Origin of the sequence: Aliiroseovarius salicola, from assembly GCF_027891095.1 — a bacterium.
Classification (GTDB): domain Bacteria; phylum Pseudomonadota; class Alphaproteobacteria; order Rhodobacterales; family Rhodobacteraceae; genus Aliiroseovarius; species Aliiroseovarius salicola.
In genome coordinates this window covers 40,120-61,891 of record NZ_JAQIIO010000006.1, presented here as the reverse complement: position 1 = coordinate 61,891, position 21,772 = coordinate 40,120, and the positions used below count along the sequence as shown (strand labels likewise).

The window sequence follows — 21,772 nt, the reverse complement described above, 5'->3', positions numbered from 1 at the left end:
TCCCTACTCTTTCGCTTTCTGCGCTTCCTTCACCTTGATGGCCAGATCCTGCGCAATGGCAAAAGCCCCTTTGATCTTGTCAGAAGTTTTGCGCCAGTCGCGCCGCACGACAATCTTATTGTCACGAACCTTGGCCAGCCCATTCTGTGCCTGAATGAACTCGACCAGCCCTTTCGGGTTGGCAAATTTGTCATTGTGGAACTGGATCGTCGCCCCTTTGGGACCGCCATCAAGCTTAGCGATACCAGCGCGTTTGCACATGGCTTTGATACGCACCACCAGCAACAGCGTGTTGACTTCTTTCGGCAGCTTTCCGAACCGGTCGATAAGCTCGGCAGCAAAGCCCTCAAGCTCCACCTTCGTTGAAAGCGAAGACAGACGGCGATAAAGCCCGAGGCGCACATCAAGATCGGGCACATAGCTGTCAGGGATCAGAACTGGAACACCCAGGTTGATCTGCGGCGCCCAGGTGCCGTCGCTCTCTGCCAGCCCCTCCATCTCGCCTGATTTGATCTTGGCAATCGCCTCTTCCAGCATCTGCTGATAAAGCTCATAGCCCACTTCACGCATCTGGCCGGATTGTTCTTCACCCACCAGATTACCTGCGCCGCGAATGTCCAGATCCTGAGAGGCAAGCGTGAAACCAGCCCCAAGCGTGTCGAGAGACCCAAGAACCCTGAGACGCTTTTCCGCATTGGGTGTGAGCGGCGCGCGCGGTTTGGTGGTGAGATAGGCATAAGCGCGGGTTTTTGACCGCCCTACTCGTCCCCGGATCTGGTAAAGCTGCGCAAGACCGAACATGTCGGCCCGGTGAATAACCATCGTATTCGCGGTCGGAATATCGATCCCGCTTTCAACAATGGTCGTCGCCAGTAGCACGTCAAACTTGCCATCGTAAAAGGCGTTCATCCGATTATCGAGTTCACCCGCCGCCATTTGACCATGCGCAACCACATAACTGACCTCAGGCACGTGATCTTGCAGGAAAGCTTCGATATCCGGCAAATCCTTGATGCGCGGCACGACAAAGAAGCTTTGCCCGCCGCGATAATGCTCGCGCAACAGCGCTTCGCGCAGGGTCACGCTGTCGAACTCCGAAACATAGGTACGAATTGACAGACGGTCCACAGGCGGCGTTCCGATGATCGACAGATCTCGCACACCTGAAAGCGACATTTGCAGCGTGCGTGGAATCGGCGTGGCAGAAAGAGTCAGGACGTGAACATCCGAGCGCATCTCTTTCAGGCGCTCTTTGTGACTGACCCCAAACCGTTGTTCTTCATCGACGATTAGCAAACCAAGATTTTCAAACCGGACGTCTTTTGCCAACAGCGCGTGCGTACCGACGACGATATCCATCGTGCCGCGTGTCATACCTTCGCGGGTACGTTTGGTCTCAGCCTGACCAACAAAACGGCTGAGCTGCCCCACATTGATTGGAAAACCACGGAACCGTTCGGCAAAGCTCTTGTAGTGCTGGCGGGCCAAAAGAGTGGTCGGGGCAATCACCGCAACCTGTTGGCCGGACATCGCGGCCACAAAAGCTGCCCGCATCGCCACTTCGGTTTTACCAAAACCAACATCCCCACAGACCAGCCGATCCATCGGGCGGCCCCGCCCCATGTCTTCAATCACGTCTTCGATGGCAGAAAGCTGATCATCGGTTTCCTGATATGGGAAGCGCGCCGAGAACTCCTCCCATGCGTGATGCGGCGCTTCCAAAACCGGGGCTTTGCGCAGCTCACGTTCGGCTGCAAGGCGAATGAGCTTATCGGCAATCTCGCGAATGCGTTCCTTGAGCTTGGCCTTTTTCGCTTGCCATGCCCCACCGCCCAGCTTGTCGAGAAGCCCGGTATCATGACCAAATTTCGACAGGAGTTCGATGTTTTCGACAGGAAGGAACAGCCGATCACCACCCGCATATTCCAGCAAGAGGCATTCATGCGGTGCCCCCATCGCGGTGACGGTCTCAAGCCCTTTGTAAAGGCCAACCCCGTGGTCCACATGCACCACCATGTCGCCCGATGACAGCGCATTGGCTTCGGTCAGGAAGTTCTCTGCACGGCGCTTTCGCTTGGGCGCGCGGATCAGCCGATCCCCCAGAACATCCTGTTCTGAAACAACGCGCAGATCCGGGGTTTCAAACCCATGTTCCAGAGGCCAGACCACCAGATAGGTGCCATGCCCTCCATCCGGCACATCGCGGAACGTATCGATCAGTTGGGTCCCTGCGAGCCCCTCATCAGCCAAGAGCCCTTGTAGACGTTCCCGCGCGCCTTCGGAATAGCTGGCCACAACGGTTGGAACCGCAGTAATTGCGCGAATATGTGACGCCAAAGCCTCAAAAAGATTGACGTTTTCTTGTTGCCGCTCTGGTGAGAAATTGCGTCCGATCCGACCTCCGCCGTCGACCACACCCGCTCCGATAGCTTGTGGGAGGGCCGAAAACTGTACCACGCGACGGTCCATGATGGTGTTGGACCAGCTCGCGTCATCGAGATAAAGCAGCTCAGGTGGGCAAGGTTTGTACACCGTGTCCATCCGGTTCTTGGCGGACATGGCGATCTTACGGGTTTCATATTGATCAGCGATGCCTTCCCAACGCGACAAACGTGTCGGCGTCAGTTGATCGTCCAACAGAATTGAAGCCTCCGGGAGGTAGTCAAACAGGGTTTCCAGCTTTTCATGAAAAAACGGAAGCCAATGCTCGACCCCTTGATGCTTCCGCCCGGCGCTGACGGCCTCGTATAGGGGATCATCTGACCCTGCGGCACCAAACTCGATCCGGTAGTTCTGGCGGAACCGGGTGATCGAGGCCTCGTCCATCAAAACCTCGGAAACAGGCGCCAGATCAATACCCGTTAGCTTTTCGGTGGTCCTTTGGCTGGCTGGATCGAAACGCCTTACCCCGTCCAGTACATCACCAAACAGATCAAGTCGCACGGGGCCGCTTTCCCCCGGCGGAAAGATGTCGATAATTCCGCCACGCACGGCAAAATCCCCCGGCTCCATCACCGTCGGGCTTTGCGAAAAGCCCATGCGCACCAAAAAGCCGCGCAGCTTTTCCACATCAAGCTGGTAGTCCACACGCGCCGTAAAACTGGCGCCGGCCAGAGTGTCGCGCGCCGGTACGCGCTGCATGGCTGCGTTGAGTGTGGTGAGGAGAACAAAACGCCCGGAAAGCGCGCCGGTTGCCAACCCCGCCAAAGCGGACATCCGTGCAGCCGAAACATCTGCGTTAGGAGATACCCGATCAAATGGCAGGCAATCCCAACCCGGAAAGCTGACAACCGTCAGACCGGGATCAAAAAACGCAAGCGCAGCTTTCATTGCCGCCATACGCTTGTCGTCTCGCGCCACATGCACAACCGGACCACCTGCGCGCTCCAGCTCTTTCAAGAGCAGCTGTGCGTCAAAGCCCTCGGGGGCACCGGAAAGCAGCACATGGGTCATGGAAAATCGCTCGTGAGTTGGTGGACAGAAGGGCGGATCTGGTGTCGCTTAACCAAAGATCCGCGTCAACCCCAGGCGCTGAGGTTAAGGTTTTGATACATGCCCCAGAGGGACGTTACAAAGATCGAAATCATACCCAGAATCTGGACCTGAAATCGATGCCGGAATAGGCGCGACCTGAGGTCGGCGCCTTCCAGATCTCGATCCTGAATAATCCGGGCGGTATTCAGCGACATCAACCCCACAATGCACATTGGAAAGCCCATCAGGAATACGGCCTGAGCAAACTCGACACCATAGACAAACCCGAGAAGCAGAAGTGACGTCATCACGGCGCAGCCGAACCCCAAAATCCAAAGACCGGAAACGCCCGCAATGTACAAAATGCGATTGCAATAAATACGCACCAGATCCTCAAGATCCTGCTGGGTCTGCCCACCATTGCGCGCGGCGCGGTGCACCATGTCATAAGGCACCCCGATCACCCAGTGGCTTGCCGTGGACCACAACACAGCAAGGGCAATCCAGAACCAAAGGTTGGAAAAAGAGCGCAGATCAATGACTTCTAGGAGTGTCGAAAACCAATCCACGATTTCTGCCTTGCCTCATTGGGAATATCTGAACGAACGTCCTGTATTTAGCTGACAATACGCGCGACGCATTGACTTGACCAGAGTGGTTTTCACAGGGACTTGATTGTGTCATAGGAGCTATAGTGTGGAACTCCTATCGGTTTCCCCTATGCCGTGGATTGCTCGTAACACATAAGCACATCGACGCATTTGGAGCAGATAGGTTAAAGTCCCATTTAAGACCCAGTGGAAAGCCAGGAGAGCAAGATGAGCCACCCCATTCCTTCGCGCACGGTGTCGCCATTTCCAATCACGCGGCTGAGACGTACTCGCTCTTCCGAGGCGTTACGTGATCTGGTGCGGGAAAACAGCCTGTCTGTTGGCGATCTGATCTGGCCGGTATTTGTGGTGGATGGTGAAGGTGTTGAACAAGATATCCCATCAATGCCCGGCGTAACCCGAAAATCCATAGACGCCCTGGTTGAGGCCGCACACCAGGCCGCAGATCTTGGGATCCCGGCCATGTGCCTTTTCCCATACACGGATCCCGCACTCAAAACTGAAGAATGTGAAGAGGCCTGGAACCCGGACAACCTGTCAAATCGGGCCATTCGTGCGATTAAGGAAGCGGTGCCCGACATCGCCGTCATGACCGATATCGCACTGGACCCATATAATGCCAATGGTCATGACGGGATCGTCAAAGGGGGTGAGATCCTGAATGACGAAACAGTTGAAGCTCTGGTTAAGATGGCGCTGGCCCAGGCCGACGCAGGGGCAGATATCCTTGGGCCGTCCGACATGATGGATGGTCGAATTGGTGCCATTCGTGCAGCGATCGAGGCCGACGGCCATCGCAACCTCACGATCATGAGCTACACCGCCAAATATGCCTCTGCCTATTATGGTCCGTTCCGCGATGCGGTAGGTGCGTCTGGGGCACTTAAAGGTGACAAGAAAACCTATCAGATGGATCCGGCCAACTCGGATGAAGCCATGCGGCTTGTCGAGCGTGATCTGATGGAAGGGGCAGACATGATCATGGTCAAACCCGGCATGCCTTATCTGGACATCTGCCGCCGCGTGAAAACCGAATTTGGCGTGCCCACTTTTGCTTATCAGGTGTCTGGAGAATACGCGATGCAAGAGGCAGCCGCCGCACAGGGTTGGCTTGATGGCGACAAGGTCATGGCGGAAAGCCTGATGGCGTTCAAACGCGCTGGATGTGATGGCATCCTGACTTACTACGCCCCGCGCATGGCGCATATGCTTGAGGGCAAATGACCCTCCATACCCTTTGCAAACAAGGCAAAAAACTGCCGCGTGCCCGCCATTGGGGCGCTCTTTGCGTGACAGCAATCTTCATTCGCGCTATGATGCGTTCAGCGGTGGGCTCCGGGCGATAACAGACCGGACAAAGACCCGCCGATATGAGCAAACAGGCACCAGTTCACCGATCAATAACAAGACCGGGGCTGGTATGGCGATACGAGGCTAATAATGAGCAACTCAGATTTCTCTTCCAAATTCTCCCGTCGAGGTTTCATGGTGGCCCTTGGTGGCGCAGGCCTTACTGCGGCGGGCTGTGCAAACGGGGTTGGATCGAGTGGAGGCACCCAGATCGACGCCCGCGCCGATCAGACCCTTCGCTATCTTTACAACCGCTACCCCGACATTCGACAGGTGGCTGACAAGTCAACCGGCATGCTGGTGATGCCGCTGGTGACCGAAGCCGGGTTTGTGGTGGGGGGCGCCTATGGACGTGGCGCTTTGCGCATCAATGACGTCACGGTCGACTATTATTCGCAGGCACAAGCCAGTTTCGGGCTGCAAATCGGCGCGCAGCAATATGCCCATGTTCTGTTTTTCATGTCTGATCAGGCGTTGCAGGATTTCCGCGCCGCATCGGGTTGGGTGGCGTCCGCTGACATCAAATACGCGTTCCAGACCGATGGCGACCGTCTGTCAGCCGATACCATTACATCCTCTGATCCAGTGGTGGCCGTGGTCTTTGGACAGGCGGGTCTGATTGCCGGCGCTGCACTTGAAGGTGCAAAATACACGCGGATCATTCCCTGATCCCACACTGCCGATAAGACAAATCAGAGGGAGGCACATGGCCTCCCTTTTCTCGTTTCAGCCGTGGAGTTAGTCGAGGTTTCGCAACCTTTTGAACAAGCTGGACGTATCCCAACGTCCACCGCCCATTTTCTGAACATCTTTGTAAAACTGATCCACCAGCGCAGTTACCGGAAGGCTGGCCCCATTTTCATCCGCTGTGGACAAGCATATTCCAAGATCCTTGCGCATCCAATCTACCGCAAAACCATGTTCAAAGTGATCATCCGCCATGGTTTCATGCCGATTGACCATCTGCCAGCTTCCAGCCGCGCCACCTTGAATGACGTCAATCACTTCACGAATATCCAGCCCGGCTTTTTCAGCAAAATGAAGCCCCTCGGACAGGCCCTGAACAAGACCCGCAATACAGATCTGATTGACCATCTTGGTCAACTGTCCCGCCCCTGTTTCTCCAAGGCGTTTCACCGTGCGACCATAGGCCTGCATAATCGGTTCAGCCGCGTCATAAGCCACCTCATCCCCACCACACATGATCGAAAGGATCCCGTTTTCTGCACCGGCCTGCCCGCCGGACACCGGGGCATCCACAAAGGACACGCCGGCGTTTTTGGCTTCAGCGTAAAGTTCACGCGTCACCTTGGCAGAAACTGTGGTGTGATCGACGAAAATCGCCCCATCCGACATGCCTGCCAAAGCGCCGTTTGCTCCTGTCACAACTGCCCGCAGATCATCATCATTTCCGACACAGGCCATGACGAACTCAGCCCCCAGCGCCGCTTCACGCGGTGTCGACGCCCATTTGCCATCATGTTCTTTCGCCCAGGCTTCTGCCTTTGCAGTGGTGCGGTTAAACACGGTAACTTCATGACCAGCCGCCACCAAATGGCCAGCCATCGGATATCCCATGACTCCCAAGCCCAAAAATGCGCATTTTGCCATGAACGTTCCCTTTCGTTGTATTCCTTTGTCAGGCACAGTAGTTACCGCTCATGCCGGTCAGGTCAATAAGAGGTAGTCATGGCGCTTGTGTTTCGGTGGTTGATTCGCATTGTCTCGGGACTTCTGGTTCTGGGGGTGATCGGCGTTGCGATGGTCTACTATCTCGCATCGCAATCCCTGCCCGACTATGATGCAACCCATGAAACACGGGGCATCACAGAACCCGTCGAGATCGTTCGCAATAACGCCAACATACCCCATATTTTTGGCCGAAATGACAGCGACGTGTTTTTTGGACTGGGTTATGCACACGCACAGGATCGTCTTTGGCAGATGATCATGATGCGACGCACCGTTCAGGGGCGGCTGTCCGAAGTCTTTGGGTCGCGCACCCTGAAAGTGGATGAGCTGATGCGTCGGTTGGATCTGTATCGACTTGCTCAAAAAGCGGTGCCCGAGCAGGACAAGGATACGTTGGCCGCTCTGGAAGCCTATGCCTCCGGTGTAAACGCCTATCTTTCACGCATAAATGCCGACGCTCTTGGACGTGGAGCACCTGAGTTCTTTGTATTTTCGAACGAAATCTCTCCTTGGCGACCGGCTGACAGCATCGCGGTTCTGAAGCTGATGGGTGTACAACTCTCGGGACAGATCGAAGATGAGGTTTTACGGGCGCGCGTTTCACTTTCGCTCCCGGAAGGGCGTGTCGAGGATCTGTTGCCCAACATGCCGGGTTCCGGAGTGGCTGCCCTACCCGATTACGCGGCCCTCATGCAAAACACGCCCTCTCGGTTTGCCTCCTTGCGCAACCGATCGATCCGCCCGGATTTCTGGCCCAGCCCACGCCGTGGGTTATCCGGAGCATCCAACGCCTGGGCCGCCGCGCCAGACCGCTCGGCAGCGGGAGCATCCTTGCTAGCAAATGACCCGCATCTTGGGCTGACGGCCCCGACGCTCTGGTATCTTGCCCGGCTTGAGCTTTCGACTGGCGGTGTCATTGGCGGCACAATTCCGGGCATGCCCATCATGATGGTTGGCCGTTCGGATGAATTTGCCTGGGGGGTCACGTCATCCTATCTGGACGATCAGGATCTCTTTATCGAAGAGCTGAATCCAGACGCACCCGGAGAAGTGCGCACGGCTGATGGGTTTGCGCCGCTAAAAAGCCGGTCCACCATCATCAATGTGAAAGATCAGGCTCCGGTAACCATTGGTTTGCAATGGTCCGAAAATGGCCCGATCCTGCCCGGAGACATGTATGATCTTGCCACGGTGACCCCACCTGGGCACGTCGCAGCGCTCTCTTGGACATTACTCACCGATCGGGATCGGTCCATGAGTGCAGGCATTCGGATCATGCGCGCAACCGCTATCACCGAAGGACTTGCTGCCGGGGTGGACTTCACCGCGCCAAGCCTGAACCTGATCATGGTTGACCGCAATCAGATTGCGATGAAAGTGGTTGGGGCCATGCCCAAGCGCCACCGTCTCAACCAGACCAAAGGGCGGATGCCCAGTCTTGGCTGGGTGGCTGAAAACCGGTGGGACGGGCTTGTGCCATACAGCACCAATCCAGAGTTCCTGCAGCCAAAGGGCGGTATCGTCGGAAACACCAACAACAAGGTGATTGAACGCGCCTTCCCCCGTCACATGAGCTACGATTGGGGTGACAGCCAGCGCGTGCAGCGCTGGACCCGCCTGATGCAGGCCCGCGCCGTGCACACCCGTGACAGTTTCATCGAGGCCCAGCTCGACACCGTATCAGTGACCGCCCGCACCCTGTTGCCGCTTGTGGGCGCAGATCTCTGGTTCACCGGAGAAGCCGCCATGGAGGGCACACAGGAACGCGCGCGCCAGCGCGCGCTAACCCTGCTCGCCAACTGGAATGGCGAAATGAACGAACATATGCCTGAACCGCTGATCTATTCAGCCTGGATGCGTGCTTTGCAAAATCGCCTGATTCGGGACGAGCTCGGCCCGCTGGCACAGGAGTTCCCCCATGTGGAACCGCTGTTCATTGAACGGGTATTCCGCGACATCAAAGGGGCCGGTATCTGGTGTGACGTCATCCAATCTGCGCCCAAGGAAACCTGTACCGACGTCGCGCGCGCAGCCCTTGACGATGCTCTCTTATGGCTCAATGAAAATGCCCGCGGAGAACAGGAAAGCCTGCGTTGGGGCGATTACCATATCGCAACACAGGATCATCCGGTGCTCGGGAAGATCCCGTTTCTCAAATACTTCGTGAATATCCGACAATCCACCTCGGGAGGGGATAACACGCTCTTGCGTGGGCGCACATCCGGTACGGGTCAAAACCCCTTCCTGAATGTTCATGGCGCAGGTTATCGCGGCGTCTATGATCTTTCAGATCCCGACAGCTCTCTTTTCGTGATCTCGACCGGGCAATCCGGCCATCCACTTTCGCGCCACTATGATGATCTTGGAGAACTGTGGCGCCGGGGGGAATACACGCCCATGTCACTTGACCCCGAACTGGCCCGCGCCGCCGCCGTCGGGATTACGAGACTGACCCCGAAACCAAACTGATCAATTCAATCTGACGTGGGCCAACCTGCTCATTTTTCTTGCCGAAAATACCTCGGGGTGAGCGCGCAGCGCGAGGGGCAGAGCCCCTGCACGCCTATTCAAATCGCGGCGTATTCCGCTTTCTGCCGCTCCGTCCAGGTCACGGTCAGGTTCCAGCCCTCGTCGCCCTGCTCTTCGTGATCTACCACGCCTTGCGCAAACAGCCAGGCGCGCTGTTTTCCCTGTGCAAAGCCAAGTTTGATTTCGATGGTTTCGCGGGGCGTATCCAAAGCGGCCTCGACCGCTTCAAGTAGATCGTCAAACCCTTCGCCCGTGATTGCGGAAAGCGTAAAGACGTGATCGTTGCGCGCCGCCTCCCGACGACGCGCATCCGCGTCATCGTCGCTTAGAAGATCGGTTTTGTTCCAGACTTCAAGCTGAGGCGTGTTTTCATCCACACCCAACTCTTCCATGATCTTCTCGACATCCGAGGCCTGCTCATCGGTGTTTTCCGATGAAATGTCGCGCACATGCAAGATCAGGTCCGCCGCGAGCACTTCTTCGAGGGTTGCCCGGAAAGCGGCGACCAACTGTGTCGGCAGGTCCGAAATGAACCCCACCGTGTCCGAGAGGATGATTTTGCGGCCTGATCCTGGCAACTCGATGTTGCGCATGGTTGGATCCAGAGTCGCAAAAAGCATGTCCTTGGCCAGCACATCGGCACCGGTCAACCGGTTGAACAAGGTCGACTTGCCTGCGTTGGTATAGCCAACGAGGGCAACAATTGGAAACGGCACCTTAGCGCGCGCAGCACGGTGCAACTCGCGCGTTTTCACCACTTTCTCAAGTTGGCGGCGCAGTCGGTTCAATTGATCGTCAATCGCCCGACGGTCGGCCTCGATCTGTGTCTCACCGGGTCCGCCGACAAAGCCAAGCCCACCACGTTGCCGTTCAAGGTGGGTCCAGGCCCGCACCAGACGCGTTCGCTGATAGGACAGTGCCGCCATCTCAACTTGAAGCACCCCTTCTCGGGTGCGCGCCCGATCCGAGAAGATCTCTAAGATCAGCCCAGTCCGGTCGAGGATTTTCACCTTCCAGAGTTTTTCCAGATTGCGTTGTTGCACCGGGCTGACCGGACCATCAATCAGTACCAGTTCCACCTCAGCGGCGTGCATACGCGCTTTCAGCTCTTCAATTTTTCCAGAGCCAAAGAGTTGGCCGGGATGGGGTTTGGATACCCGCACCACTTCAGCGCCCTCCACCACAAGGTGAGGAAGCGCTGCAGCAAGCGACACAGCCTCTTCAAGCGCAGGCCCGGAGGCACGACGCTCACGATTGGAAGTCAGTTCGGGATGGAGGACCCAGGCCCGTGTTGGGCGTTCCTCCTGTTCAACAAGGTCAGTCAGCTGTCTTCGCCATCATACAGGTTGATCGGTGCGCCCGGCATAATGGTCGAAATCGCATGTTTGTAAACAAGTTGCGATTGACCATCACGACGCAGAAGCACACAGAAATTGTCGAACCAGGAAATCACGCCCTGAAGCTTTACCCCGTTGATCAGAAAGATCGTCACGGGCACTTTCGATTTGCGCACATGGTTCAGAAAGGCATCTTGCAAGTTTTGCTTATCCGCAGCCATCGTTTTTTGTCCTTTTTATCTCGAGCTGCCGAAATCCGGCAGGAAGGTCCTATTGCACCAATATGACCTGTGTATTTGAATGATTCCAGCCCCAAACATGTTGCAAAATGCGCCTATTGCGACAAAAACACAAATCAGGTGCTATCGGCGCCAGCTTTCCGGATTGAATAGCGCAATGATTGCGAGTGTTTCCAATCGCCCCAGAACCATGGCTGCAGTCAGGATCAGCTTTGCGGATTCAGGCAAATCAACCAATGAGATCGGATCAGCCGTTGCAATTTGCGCGAGTGGCCCCGTTGTGGTCAGCGCTGAAATTGTCAGGACCATAGAGGTTTCAAAATTGAGACCCGTCAACGAAAACCCAAGTGAAACAAGCGCCAGCGACATGGCCATAAGCATAAAAAACACCCAAGCCATATAGGCACCGCGCCCACGAATATGCCGTGCATCGGTACCGCTTCCACCAACAGAGGATGGGTGTACGAGCTTTTCCAATTCCCGCAGACCATGCAGGTACAACGCATAGACCCGCATCAATTTGGCTCCACCTGCCGTGGTCGCCACGCCCCCGCCAACAAGAGCAAGCCCCATCAGGATCAAGCCCGGCGTTTGCAAACCAGACCATTCCTGGCTTGCAGCCCAGGACGCGCTTTCAAAACCAGTGGTCGTCAAAAACGATAAAACCGTAAATACCGAGCCCCAAAGCGACGCCAGCCCGGCAATCATGTTGGCTTCTTCATCCACCTCATATGCGCCGATCCAGTGACGTAGAAACAGGAAACCGGGAACCAGGATGACAATTGCAAAGGCCATACGCATTTCCGCATCCGTTACGAGACCGCGCAAATCATCTGCCTGCATATCGGTGGCAAAGGTCAGTCGGGAAATGGCAAAGACCAAAAACACCGCAACAACAACTTCTCCCGCCATACCGGCACCGCCGCCTGCAGGCCCCCCAACAGGCGATATTCCACTTGTCGCCAGCGTCGACATCGCATGGCACAAAGCCACAAATGCCGTTTCACCGGAAAGAACCAAGCCGACCCAGATGGCGGCGGTCAATCCGAAATAAACCGGAAAAAGCTTTACGCCGTAGGCACGAATGCGGTCAGAGAGATCTGCAACTTTGCTGATTTGGCTAAAACCGGCGCCAAACCGACCGGCATCATCCTTGCGGGCTCCAAACCGTGACCTTACTTCGAAACCACCAAGCGCCATAGGCGCCAGGATTGCAATGGCACTCACCCAGATGAACAGCCCCCCCAGCCACCCGACCAGCGCACGCCACAAATGCAGCGTGCTCGCCAGCCGGCCCGGATCTTCAAACAGGGTCGCCCCGGTTGTGGTCAGGGCCGAGACCATTTCCACATAGGCATTCAGGAAACTGGTATTTTGCACCGCTTGATGAAATGGAATGGCCAACATGAGCGGCAGCAAGACAAACAGCCCCAACAAGGCCATCAAGTGACGACGGGGACGGCTTGATCGTGGTTTATCGCCCATTGCCAGAGCTAAAAACAACGTCAGGAACCCAAAAAGAATTGCACCGTAAAAGAAGACCCGCGCCTCAAAGAATTCTCCAACAAACCAGCCATAGATCGCCGGTGCAAACATTGCGACCACCCCGATCCCCATCAAGATCACGAGGAGTGGCAGTTTCAGGATCTGTGTGGTGACAGAGCTTGGCATCAGAAATAGTCGATCTGAACCTGCAAGAGACGCTCAACTTCAGGCACGTCTTCGGCCATGGCAAAGATTGTGACAACATCACCTTCGTCAAGCCGCATCTTGCCCGTGGGTTTGTGGACCTCATCCCCCTTGAGGACCGACCCGACCAACACGCCTTCGGGGAAATCCACATCACGGATCGGCTTGCCTGCCACCGGAGAGGTCGCCAGGACCTGTGCCTCGATCACTTCTGCCTCTGCATCTCCGAGCGAATAGACTTCGCGTACTTTCCCGTGCCGGATATGCCGCAGGATCGAGCTTACGGTCTGCGTGCGCGGGTTGATGTAGGCATCGATGTCCAGAGGTTCCATCAGCCCAGCCAGTGAGGGATCGTTGATCAGGCAGATGGACATCTGACAACCAACCGATTTGGCGCGTACAGAGGTCAGCAGGTTCACCTTGTCATCATCTGTCACTGCCAAAATTGCGTCTGCCTTGGGAACTCCTGCCTCTTTCATCAGCTCCATATTCATGCCGTCCCCGTTCAGCACTATGGTTCGTTCCAGCGCGTCGGCAGCCTTTTCGGCTACAGATCGGTTAAGCTCGACCACTTTTGCGCGGATCCGGTCGGTGCGCGCTTCAAGAGCTTGCGCAACCGCAAGGCCAACATTCCCACCACCCAGGATCACAACCCGGTTCTGGCGTTTCGAGGTTTTTCCAAAGACCTCCATCGTGCGGTCCAAATCTTCGGATTTGGTGAAGACATACACCTGATCCCCACCAAACAGCTGATCGCCGGGTTCCGGGGCAAAAAGCGTTCCCTCGCGCCGAACCCCAACCACAATCACCGATAAGGTGGAAAATAGGTCAGTCAGCTGCCGCAAGGGTGTGTTCAGGACCGGGCAGTCTTCGCCCAGCTGAATCCCCAACAGCTGCACCTTTCCATCCAGAAAACTCTCGATGTCAAACGCGGATGGCGCCGTCAGCCGCTTCAGCACCGCCTCTGCCACTTCGCGTTCTGGGCTGATCACAACGTCAATCGGCAGGTGGTCGCGCCGATACAGGTCGGCATAAATCGCATCCAGATAAGACTTTGACCTCAGCCGCGCAATTTTACGTGGGATCGCAAAGACCGAATGCGCCACCTGACAGGTGACCATATTCACCTCGTCGGAATGGGTCGCAGCAATGATCATATCGGCATCTTCTGCCCCTGCCCGCTCGAGCACATCCGGGTAGGAGGCAAAACCGGAAATCCCCTGAACATCAAGGGTTTCCGTTGCGCGATTGACCAAAGCAGGATTGTTATCCACGACGGTCACATCATTATTTTCGGAAGAAAGATGGCGAGCGATTTGCCAGCCTACCTGACCCGCGCCGCAAATGATCACTTTCATGGCAGATCGGTTCCTTTGCTCGTTCCTGTCACGTTGTCCGTGTTTCAGGCACCACTATCGCCTGAAGACTGGCCACAAAGGACCAACCTTCAGACGTAAAATACCTGCCACTCCTGATCATTGAGGTCAAGCGCACCCGTATGTTCCCTGATCAGGCGTCAGCCCCTTCTTCTTCACTGGCCACATAAGCCACGCGAGCACCGGCTTTGTTTCCTGTCACAACACCAAGCGATTTCAGTTTGCGATGAAGCGCGCTGCGCTCCATTCCCACGAAACTTGCAGTCCGCGAAATATTTCCTCCAAACCGATTAATCTGCGTCAGCAGATATTCGCGTTCAAACGCTTCCCGAGCTTCTCTCAGGGGCAAAGTGGCCAAAGCGGAAGGAAGCGCCAGAGAATGATCTCCTAAATCTTCTGCGGATCCGGAAATGTCGCTGCCGGGAAGCTCACCCGCCTGAATTGGACCGCTGCCATCACCGAGGATCAGCACCCTTTCAATCACATTCTTCAACTGACGCACATTGCCAGGCCAACCCATGGCCTGCAAAACGGCCTCTGCTTCTTCGCTGAGGGTTCTCAGAGAAAGTCCCTGCTCTCGATTGAACATCTCGAGGAAATGCGCTGCGAGTTCAGGAATATCTTCCCGCCGCTCTGCCAGAGCGGGAACCGTGACCGGAACAACATTGAGGCGATGATATAGCTCTTCACGGAAATTACCGGCTTCAATTTCGGCCTGTAGATCCTTGTTAGAGCTAGATATTACACGAATATCCACACTTACCTTCTCGGTTCCGCCAACACGCTGGAACCGCTGATCGACCAACACGCGCAGGATCTTGGACTGGGTGCCAAGAGGCATGTCTGCAACCTCGTCAAAGTAAATGACACCCCCATTTGCTTCATCAAGCAGACCCGGCTCGACGCCACGCTCAGCACTTTCGCGTCCGAACAGAACCTCTTCCATACGATCAGATTCAATCGAGGCTGAATTCACCACGACAAACGGTGCCTGACTACGATCTGAATGCGTGTGGATAAAGCGGGCAGCCAACTCCTTGCCACTGCCAGCAGCCCCAGACAGCAGCACACGGCCATTGGACTTTGTGACTTTTTCCAAGTTATTTTTCAAAGTCTTGAACGAGGAGCTTGATCCAATCATCTCTCGGGAACCACCATCCTGGCGCTTAAGAGCTGTGTTCTCACGGCGTAGGCGGCTGGTTTCCATCGCCCTTGTGATGACCACCATCAACTGATCAATATTGAACGGCTTCTCGATGAAATCATAAGCCCCCTGCTTGATCGCGGCGACCGCGATCTCGATATTGCCGTGGCCGGAAATAATGACCACCGGAACCTCGGGATGTTCACTTTTGACCATCTTCAGGATGTCAATTCCGTCCATCGCGCTGTCTTTGAGCCAGATGTCCAATATCATCAAGGCGGGTTGTTCAGCCTTGACCTGAGCCACGGCCTCGTCAGAGGTTCCCGCCAGCCTCGTGGTAAAACCCTCATCTTCCAGAATGTCAGAAATCAACTCGCGAATGTCACGCTCGTCGTCAACAATCAGAATATCGCCTTTCGTATCACTCATGATGCCCTCTTTCTTATTCACTGTGGCGCCGGGTCCGGATCTGTCGGCAACCAGATATTTGCCATGGCTCCGAAATGTTCTCCTTCATCAAATGAAGGAGCGTCCTCAAGGACCAGTGTCCCGCCATGCTCTTCGATGATCTTCTTAACGATTGGCAACCCAAGACCCGTGCCTTTGTCACGCGTGGTCACATAGGGCTCAAACAGGCGTGAACGATCTTCTGGCAGACCAATACCGTTGTCCGCAATGGTGATTGTCACCCCGTTTTCCTGTTCGTACATATTGATCTTGATTTGCGGAGTGTGCCCCTCAGGTGCGCCACGTTCCTGCAAAGTTTCAATAGCTTCTCCAGCGTTCTTGATTAGGTTCGTCAATGCCTGACCGATCATTGTGGCGTCGATATCCGCTGCAATTTCACCGTCTGGCAAAGCCGCCTTGATTGATACCCCAGCTTGCCCGGCTTGCTGTAATAAAACGGCGTCTCGGGCGATGGCGACCAGATCAACACGACGTCTCTCTGGTTCCGGCATACGAGCAAATTTTGAGAATTCGTCCACGATCCTGCGAAGATCATTGGTCTGGCGTACAATGACGTCGGTGTATTGTTCCAGTGATGGAACATCCACGCCATCCACCTTTGAGAATTTGCGTTTGATCCGCTCTGCCGACAGCTGAATTGGCGTGAGCGGGTTCTTGATTTCATGGGCAATGCGGCGGGCCACATCCCCCCACGCCGCCATCCTCTGAGCAGAAACAAGGTCGGTGACATCGTCAAAGGCGATCACATATCCCTCGAGATCCCCATCTTCATTGCGCCGCTGCGCCATACGCACAAGCAGGCTTTCCTGCTTGCCACCCCGCGCCAGTCGCACCTCATGTTGTACGCTTTCGCGGCTGCCCGATCTCAGTTCATCCAGCATCGGTTGGAATTCAGGAACCACCAACGACAATTCGTGTTCCTCCCCGGCCGGATCGTTAACCTCCAGCAATTGTTCAGCGGCACGGTTCAAAAAGGTGACACGCCCACTTGCATTCACACCGATAACACCGCCGGTAATGGAGCCGAGCACGCTGTCAAACAATCGGCGACGCGCGTCAATTTGGCGGGTGTTGTCGAGAAGACGTTCGCGCTGTCCTTTCAACTGTTTGGTCATCAGGTTGAAATAGCGTCCCAACATGGCAATTTCGTCATCGCCACGCTCTTCCAGAACCTGCACATCCAGATCCCCCGCCCCGACACGACGTGCGGCCCCTGCAAGGCGCCCAACCGGGCGGGCAAGGCGTTCGGCAAACCACATCCCCATCCAGACCGCTGCAAGGATCAGGATCAGTGCAAACCCAAGGTAAATCAGGCCAAACTGGAACAGTTGCTGACCACGCTGGCTTTCCAGTTGCGTGTAAAGAAGAGCGGCCTCCTGGGTTTCATCCGCGAGGTCCAGAATTTCTCCGTTCACTTTACGGGTCAGATAGAGAAAATGATCGGAAAAGGCCGAAAGATGTAGCAGAACCCGAAACTCGTTCTGGGCCCAATCTTCGATGACAACAGGTTCCCCTTCCAAAGCCTGAGCAATCTCTTCCACGTTCGGCGCATCATAGTTGAACAAATAAGAGCGATTACCCCGCACCCGAATGTCGCCATCTGAATTCAGGATAAACGCTTCGCTCAACCCACGTTGGATCCGACCTTGAGTTTCGATCAGGAGTTGCCGCAACTCTCCCTCGGTCACTAGGAACTGGCGTTGGCGTTCCAATGTCAGCAGTGTGGAAATGGCCTGTGCATCCTCCACGAGGCCATCACGGCTTTCTCCCTTATAGGCTTCGGCTGCGGCGCGGGAATTGCCTACAACAAGCCGCACGCGCTCGGAAAACCAGCCTTCAAGACCAAGGTTAAGCGTCAGCATCGCAAATATGGCCACCAGCACCGTCGGGCCAAGCGCGATAGACGCAAACACCCCAGTCAGGCGCAAGTGCAGGCGGGAACCTGCGCTTTCCAGCCTTCGGGCAGCGATCATCCTCATGATCCCCGCCAGAACCATGCCAGCCACCACAATGACATATAGAATATCAGCCAGAAGGATCAGTCGAAGCGCCGAGCTGTCTCCGCGCTGGGCAAAAGGTCCAAGCACCATGAATGTGGCCACGGCCAGAACCGGTCCCATCAGGATCAATCCCAGTGCAGACACCGTGCGTAACCGGCGCCAATTTCTTAGCGCGATGTACCGCTCCAGGCTGGTTTTGCGCATCCTGCGCTCTGCCAACGTCTCGCCCCCCAATTACGTTTGGGCCCCCAAAAGATCGGGTATTGAACTCATGTCCAGATAACCACCAGACTCTATCAATCGCCAACAACCCGAAGGCCCTACCTCACTGCCGTTTGACCGGCAGCGCTGCAACACGTCCTGAGATTCTGCGATCCAGTGCCGATTTGCAACGCTTGTTGCCCTTTTACATCAACTTGCGGCGCCGTGTCACCTCGATTCCGAGATCCGTAATTTTTTTACGCAACGTATTGCGGTTGATGCCAAGAAGATCGGCACATTTAGCCTGGTTACCACCGGTTGCATCCAGAGAGATTTCCAGGAGCGGCAGCTCAATTTCTCGTAATATCCGTTGATAAAGCCCATCTGGGGGCAATCCACCCCCATGCAGATCGAAGTAATGCTTGAGATGTCTGGCGACAGAAGCGGAAAGCCGCTCATCCGGTGCGCCGCTGCTGGGTTGGCTGGTTATATCACCGGAAAGCGCGGCGCTAATTTCCGCTTCGGTGATCATTTCTTCGCCCCCCGTCACCAGAAGCCGCGTCATGAGATTCTCAAGCTGTCGCAGGTTTCCGGGCCACGGGTGCGCCCGAAGAACCGCAAGTGCCTCTGGATCCAGATGGCGTTCGGAAAGCCCATCATGGGCTGTGCGGGCGACAAAATGCTCTGCCAGCGCGGGGATATCTTCCAGACGTTCTCGCAACGCTGGCACCGAGATAACAACGCCTGCCAGACGGTAATAGAGGTCTTCGCGGAAGCTCCCATTGCGGATCATGACCGATAATTCACCCTGCGAAATCGCAATCACGCGCGGCCCTTCTGCGGTCAGTCCATCAAGAAAGCGTGTCAGGCGCGCCTGTGCTTCCGGATCCAGATCCCCGACCCCGTCAAATAGAATTGTCCCGTGACCGGCCCGGCGCAATAGGTTGTCCAGCGCGTCCGATGGCCCAAGGTCATCAGCGGTTGCAACGACAAAAGGGGCATCCCGCCGAGAGGAAAAATCATGGATCGCCTGTGCGATCAGCGATTTTCCAGTTCCGCTTTCCCCTGTGATCAGAACCGGCAGATCAACATTCAAAACTCTGGCCACAAGCCGATACAGATCCTGCATGGCTGGGCTGCGCCCCACCAGCGGCAGGTCGGAAGCGGTTCCAGGCTCGCTGGTGCTTTGCGCGGGCGCTGGGCGCAAGCGTTTGCGTTCCAATGCCTGCGCCACGCGCTTCATCAGGTCTGGAAGGTCAAAGGGTTTGGGCAAGTAATCAAACGCCTCGGCCTCAGCAGCCTGAATGGCGGTCATGATGGTATTCTGCGCGGAAATAACAATGACCGGAAGGTCGGGGCGCATTTCCGAAATCTTAGGCAGGCTTTCCAACCCGTTCCCATCCGGCATGATCACATCGGAAATCACCACATCCCCGCGCCCTTCTTCAACCCATCTGAGCAGCGTGACCATGGAGCCAGTGGCATGAACCCGGCACCCTGCGCGGGTCAGCGCCTGCGTCAAAACCGTACGGATTGTTCGGTCATCGTCAGCGATTAATATTGTTCCATCCATGAGGCTGGCTCCTTACGTGAAACGTATCTGTTTGCGCGGGGCAACCGGAAGCGAGACCCTAAATGTGGTCTTTCCCGGCTGGCTTTTGACGGTGATCAAACCGCCATGATCGGTTAGAATCTTTGACACCAAGGCAAGACCAAGTCCGGTTCCATTTTCGCGGCCTGAAACAAACGGATCGAAGATGTGATCCTCAATGTCAGGCGGAAGGCCGGGGCCATTATCGGTGATCTCTACCTGCAGCGGAAGCGCCAGACGCTGACCATCTTTGCTGCGCCGATGCAGCCCCGCGTCATAGAACGTCCGGACAATGATTTTCCCTTTAGGTCCAGCAGCTTCCGAGGCGTTTTTCAAAAGATTTAAAAACACCTGCATCATTTGATCAGCATCCACAAGTGTGAGCGGCAAAGAAGGATCATAGACCTCTGAAATCTCACACCCGCCAGCAAAGCCAACGCGCGCTGTCGCTCGGGCGCGTTCCAGCAGATCGTGGATGTTCACCTCATCTGTCGCGGGGGGCCGCAGATCGCCAAATTGCTCGACTTGATCCAGTAGGGCGACGATCCTGCGGCTTTCCGCAACGATCAGATCCGTCAATTCGCGGTCCTCTGATCCCAACCCCATCGACAGAAGCTGCGCAGACCCAGTGATCCCTGCAAGGGGGTTCTTGATTTCATGCGCCAGCATTTCCGCCATTCCGATCGCCTGACGTGCGGCCCGGATCCCTTCAACCTGCCCCAACTGTTCTGCCTGTCTTGGATGCAGCAGCATCAACAACCCGTCTCCCATGGTTGCAATCTGGACATTCACATCACAGGGGGGCGATGCGGTTGGTGTCAGACCAACCGAGTCCACATATAAAACCCCCTGCGCCGCCAGTACCCGCCCGAAGGCTTCGTTGAGATCAAGAGCAAGCGGCACGCTGTCTGCACATGGCTTCCCTTTCAGCACACGCTCCGACTGGTTCAGGAACGATTCTGCGGCACTGTTCACCTTCAGGATCACCCCTTCGGCTGATAGCTCCAGCGCGGGGATCGGAAGCGATGACCACAACAGATCACTCATGCGATCTCCTCCTGCAGCAGGGCCGAGGGGATCAGGTCAAGCACCTCGTTCGGATCGCGAGAGGACAGGATCCGTTTCCGCATATCCGACGGTGTTTCTGCCTCATCCATATACCAACCCAGATGTTTACGGATCACACGGCCACCCAGTTCCGGTCCATAAAACTCTAGGCTGTCGCGGTAGTGTTTCTGAACCATCTGCACCAAATCCTCGCCACGCGGAATGTTTGGCGCGTCAGCCCCAAAGAGATCATGAGCGACCTGTTGCAACAGCCATGGGCGTCCCCCGGCTCCACGTCCAATCATCACCCCGTCCGCACCGGATTGGGCAAGAGCGGCACGAGCGGAGGCGGTATTAACAATGTCCCCATTTGCAATGACAGGAATGGTGACAGCGTCTTTCACCGGGCGAATGGCCGCCCAATTGGCGTGACCTTTGTAAAACTGGCAACGGGTGCGTCCGTGGATGGTAATGAGCCGGATGCCGGCACCCTCCGCCCGACGCGCCAGTTCTGGCGCATTCAGACTGCTGTCATCCCACCCGAGCCGGGTTTTCAAGGTCACCGGCACAGACACCGCGCCGACAATGGCTTCGATCAGCCGCAGCGCATGATCCAGATCGCGCATCAAGGCAGATCCCGACATACCACCCACAACTTTGCGCGCGGGGCAGCCCATATTGATGTCGATTAAACGGGCCCCATTCGCCTCGACCATCTTCGCGGCTTCGCCCGCCCAATACACATCGCGCGCTGCCAATTGCACCGCCGTATTGGCCAGACCAAATCCAAGTTCAGCGCGTTCGCGCACTCCGGGCTTGGCTTGCACCATTTCCTGACTGGCCACCATTTCAGAGACAACCAGCCCTGCCCCAAAGCTTCCCACCAATTGACGGAACGGAAGATCGCTGATCCCGGCCATTGGCGCGAGAACCACGGGCGCTTTGAGAGTGACGTTTCCGATCGAAAGTGACATGCCTATTCCTTGTGCATTGATGCAACTTTGAGCGCGCCCTTGCAATTCAA

At 56.0% G+C, this 21,772-nt stretch carries 15 protein-coding genes; 3 read left to right on the top strand and 12 right to left on the bottom strand.

Annotated elements, in window-relative coordinates; all coding sequences use genetic code 11:
- Positions 1 to 3: 3 nt before the first annotated feature.
- The gene (gene mfd / locus O2N63_RS11985) at positions 4 to 3,453 is read right to left on the bottom strand and encodes a transcription-repair coupling factor (RefSeq protein ID WP_271054512.1); all 3,450 of its coding nucleotides are present in this window, start codon (positions 3,451 to 3,453) and stop codon (positions 4 to 6) included.
- 65 nt (positions 3,454 to 3,518) lie between these two features.
- Entirely contained in the window at positions 3,519 to 4,043 is a 525-nt protein-coding gene (locus O2N63_RS11980; RefSeq protein ID WP_271054511.1) for a component of SufBCD complex, read from the bottom strand.
- A gap of 249 nt (positions 4,044 to 4,292) precedes the next feature.
- On the opposite strand from O2N63_RS11980, the gene hemB reads away from it, so the two are divergent.
- Together hemB and O2N63_RS11970 are read left to right on the top strand one after the other, a co-directional pair.
- The gene (gene hemB / locus O2N63_RS11975) at positions 4,293 to 5,309 is read left to right on the top strand and encodes a porphobilinogen synthase (RefSeq protein WP_271054510.1); all 1,017 of its coding nucleotides are present in this window, start codon (positions 4,293 to 4,295) and stop codon (positions 5,307 to 5,309) included.
- Positions 5,310 to 5,525: 216 nt separating this feature from the next.
- Positions 5,526 to 6,104: a lipid-binding SYLF domain-containing protein gene (locus O2N63_RS11970; RefSeq protein WP_271054509.1), complete on the top strand. Its 579-nt coding sequence runs from the start codon at positions 5,526 to 5,528 to the stop codon at positions 6,102 to 6,104.
- Between the two features lie 69 nt (positions 6,105 to 6,173).
- On the opposite strand, the gene O2N63_RS11965 is transcribed toward O2N63_RS11970, so the two are convergent.
- Entirely contained in the window at positions 6,174 to 7,046 is an 873-nt protein-coding gene (locus O2N63_RS11965) for an NAD(P)-dependent oxidoreductase (protein ID WP_271054508.1), read from the bottom strand.
- Between the two features lie 78 nt (positions 7,047 to 7,124).
- Here O2N63_RS11965 and O2N63_RS11960 point away from each other — a divergent pair, with 78 nt between their 5' ends.
- On the top strand, positions 7,125 to 9,596 hold the full coding sequence (locus O2N63_RS11960; protein ID WP_271054507.1) for a penicillin acylase family protein: 2,472 nt from the start codon (positions 7,125 to 7,127) through the stop codon (positions 9,594 to 9,596).
- 98 nt (positions 9,597 to 9,694) lie between these two features.
- Here O2N63_RS11960 and hflX read toward each other — a convergent pair whose 3' ends face one another.
- From hflX to dusB, 9 genes are all read right to left on the bottom strand, one after another.
- The gene (gene hflX, locus O2N63_RS11955) at positions 9,695 to 10,981 is read right to left on the bottom strand and encodes a GTPase HflX (RefSeq protein ID WP_271054693.1); all 1,287 of its coding nucleotides are present in this window, start codon (positions 10,979 to 10,981) and stop codon (positions 9,695 to 9,697) included.
- On the bottom strand, positions 10,978 to 11,214 hold the full coding sequence (hfq, locus tag O2N63_RS11950) for an RNA chaperone Hfq (protein ID WP_055192264.1): 237 nt from the start codon (positions 11,212 to 11,214) through the stop codon (positions 10,978 to 10,980). Before hfq ends, hflX begins: the two co-directional genes overlap by 4 nt.
- A gap of 141 nt (positions 11,215 to 11,355) precedes the next feature.
- Positions 11,356 to 12,903: a TrkH family potassium uptake protein gene (locus O2N63_RS11945; RefSeq protein ID WP_271054506.1), complete on the bottom strand. Its 1,548-nt coding sequence runs from the start codon at positions 12,901 to 12,903 to the stop codon at positions 11,356 to 11,358.
- Positions 12,903 to 14,279, bottom strand: coding sequence for a Trk system potassium transporter TrkA (gene trkA, locus O2N63_RS11940; RefSeq protein ID WP_271054505.1), 1,377 nt, complete (start codon positions 14,277 to 14,279; stop codon positions 12,903 to 12,905). Before trkA ends, O2N63_RS11945 begins: the two co-directional genes overlap by 1 nt.
- A gap of 151 nt (positions 14,280 to 14,430) precedes the next feature.
- Positions 14,431 to 15,870, bottom strand: coding sequence for a nitrogen assimilation response regulator NtrX (ntrX, locus tag O2N63_RS11935; protein ID WP_271054504.1), 1,440 nt, complete (start codon positions 15,868 to 15,870; stop codon positions 14,431 to 14,433).
- A 17-nt stretch (positions 15,871 to 15,887) separates the two neighbouring features.
- Complete coding sequence (locus O2N63_RS11930; protein WP_271054503.1) at positions 15,888 to 18,113, bottom strand: sensor histidine kinase NtrY-like; 2,226 nt, start codon at positions 18,111 to 18,113, stop codon at positions 15,888 to 15,890.
- 202 nt (positions 18,114 to 18,315) lie between these two features.
- On the bottom strand, positions 18,316 to 19,683 hold the full coding sequence (locus O2N63_RS11925; protein ID WP_271054502.1) for a response regulator: 1,368 nt from the start codon (positions 19,681 to 19,683) through the stop codon (positions 18,316 to 18,318).
- A gap of 12 nt (positions 19,684 to 19,695) precedes the next feature.
- On the bottom strand, positions 19,696 to 20,748 hold the full coding sequence (locus O2N63_RS11920; protein WP_271054501.1) for a two-component system sensor histidine kinase NtrB: 1,053 nt from the start codon (positions 20,746 to 20,748) through the stop codon (positions 19,696 to 19,698).
- Entirely contained in the window at positions 20,745 to 21,722 is a 978-nt protein-coding gene (gene dusB / locus O2N63_RS11915) for a tRNA dihydrouridine synthase DusB (protein ID WP_271054500.1), read from the bottom strand. The genes O2N63_RS11920 and dusB overlap by 4 nt, the downstream gene beginning before the upstream one ends.
- Between the last annotated feature and the right edge of the window lie 50 nt (positions 21,723 to 21,772).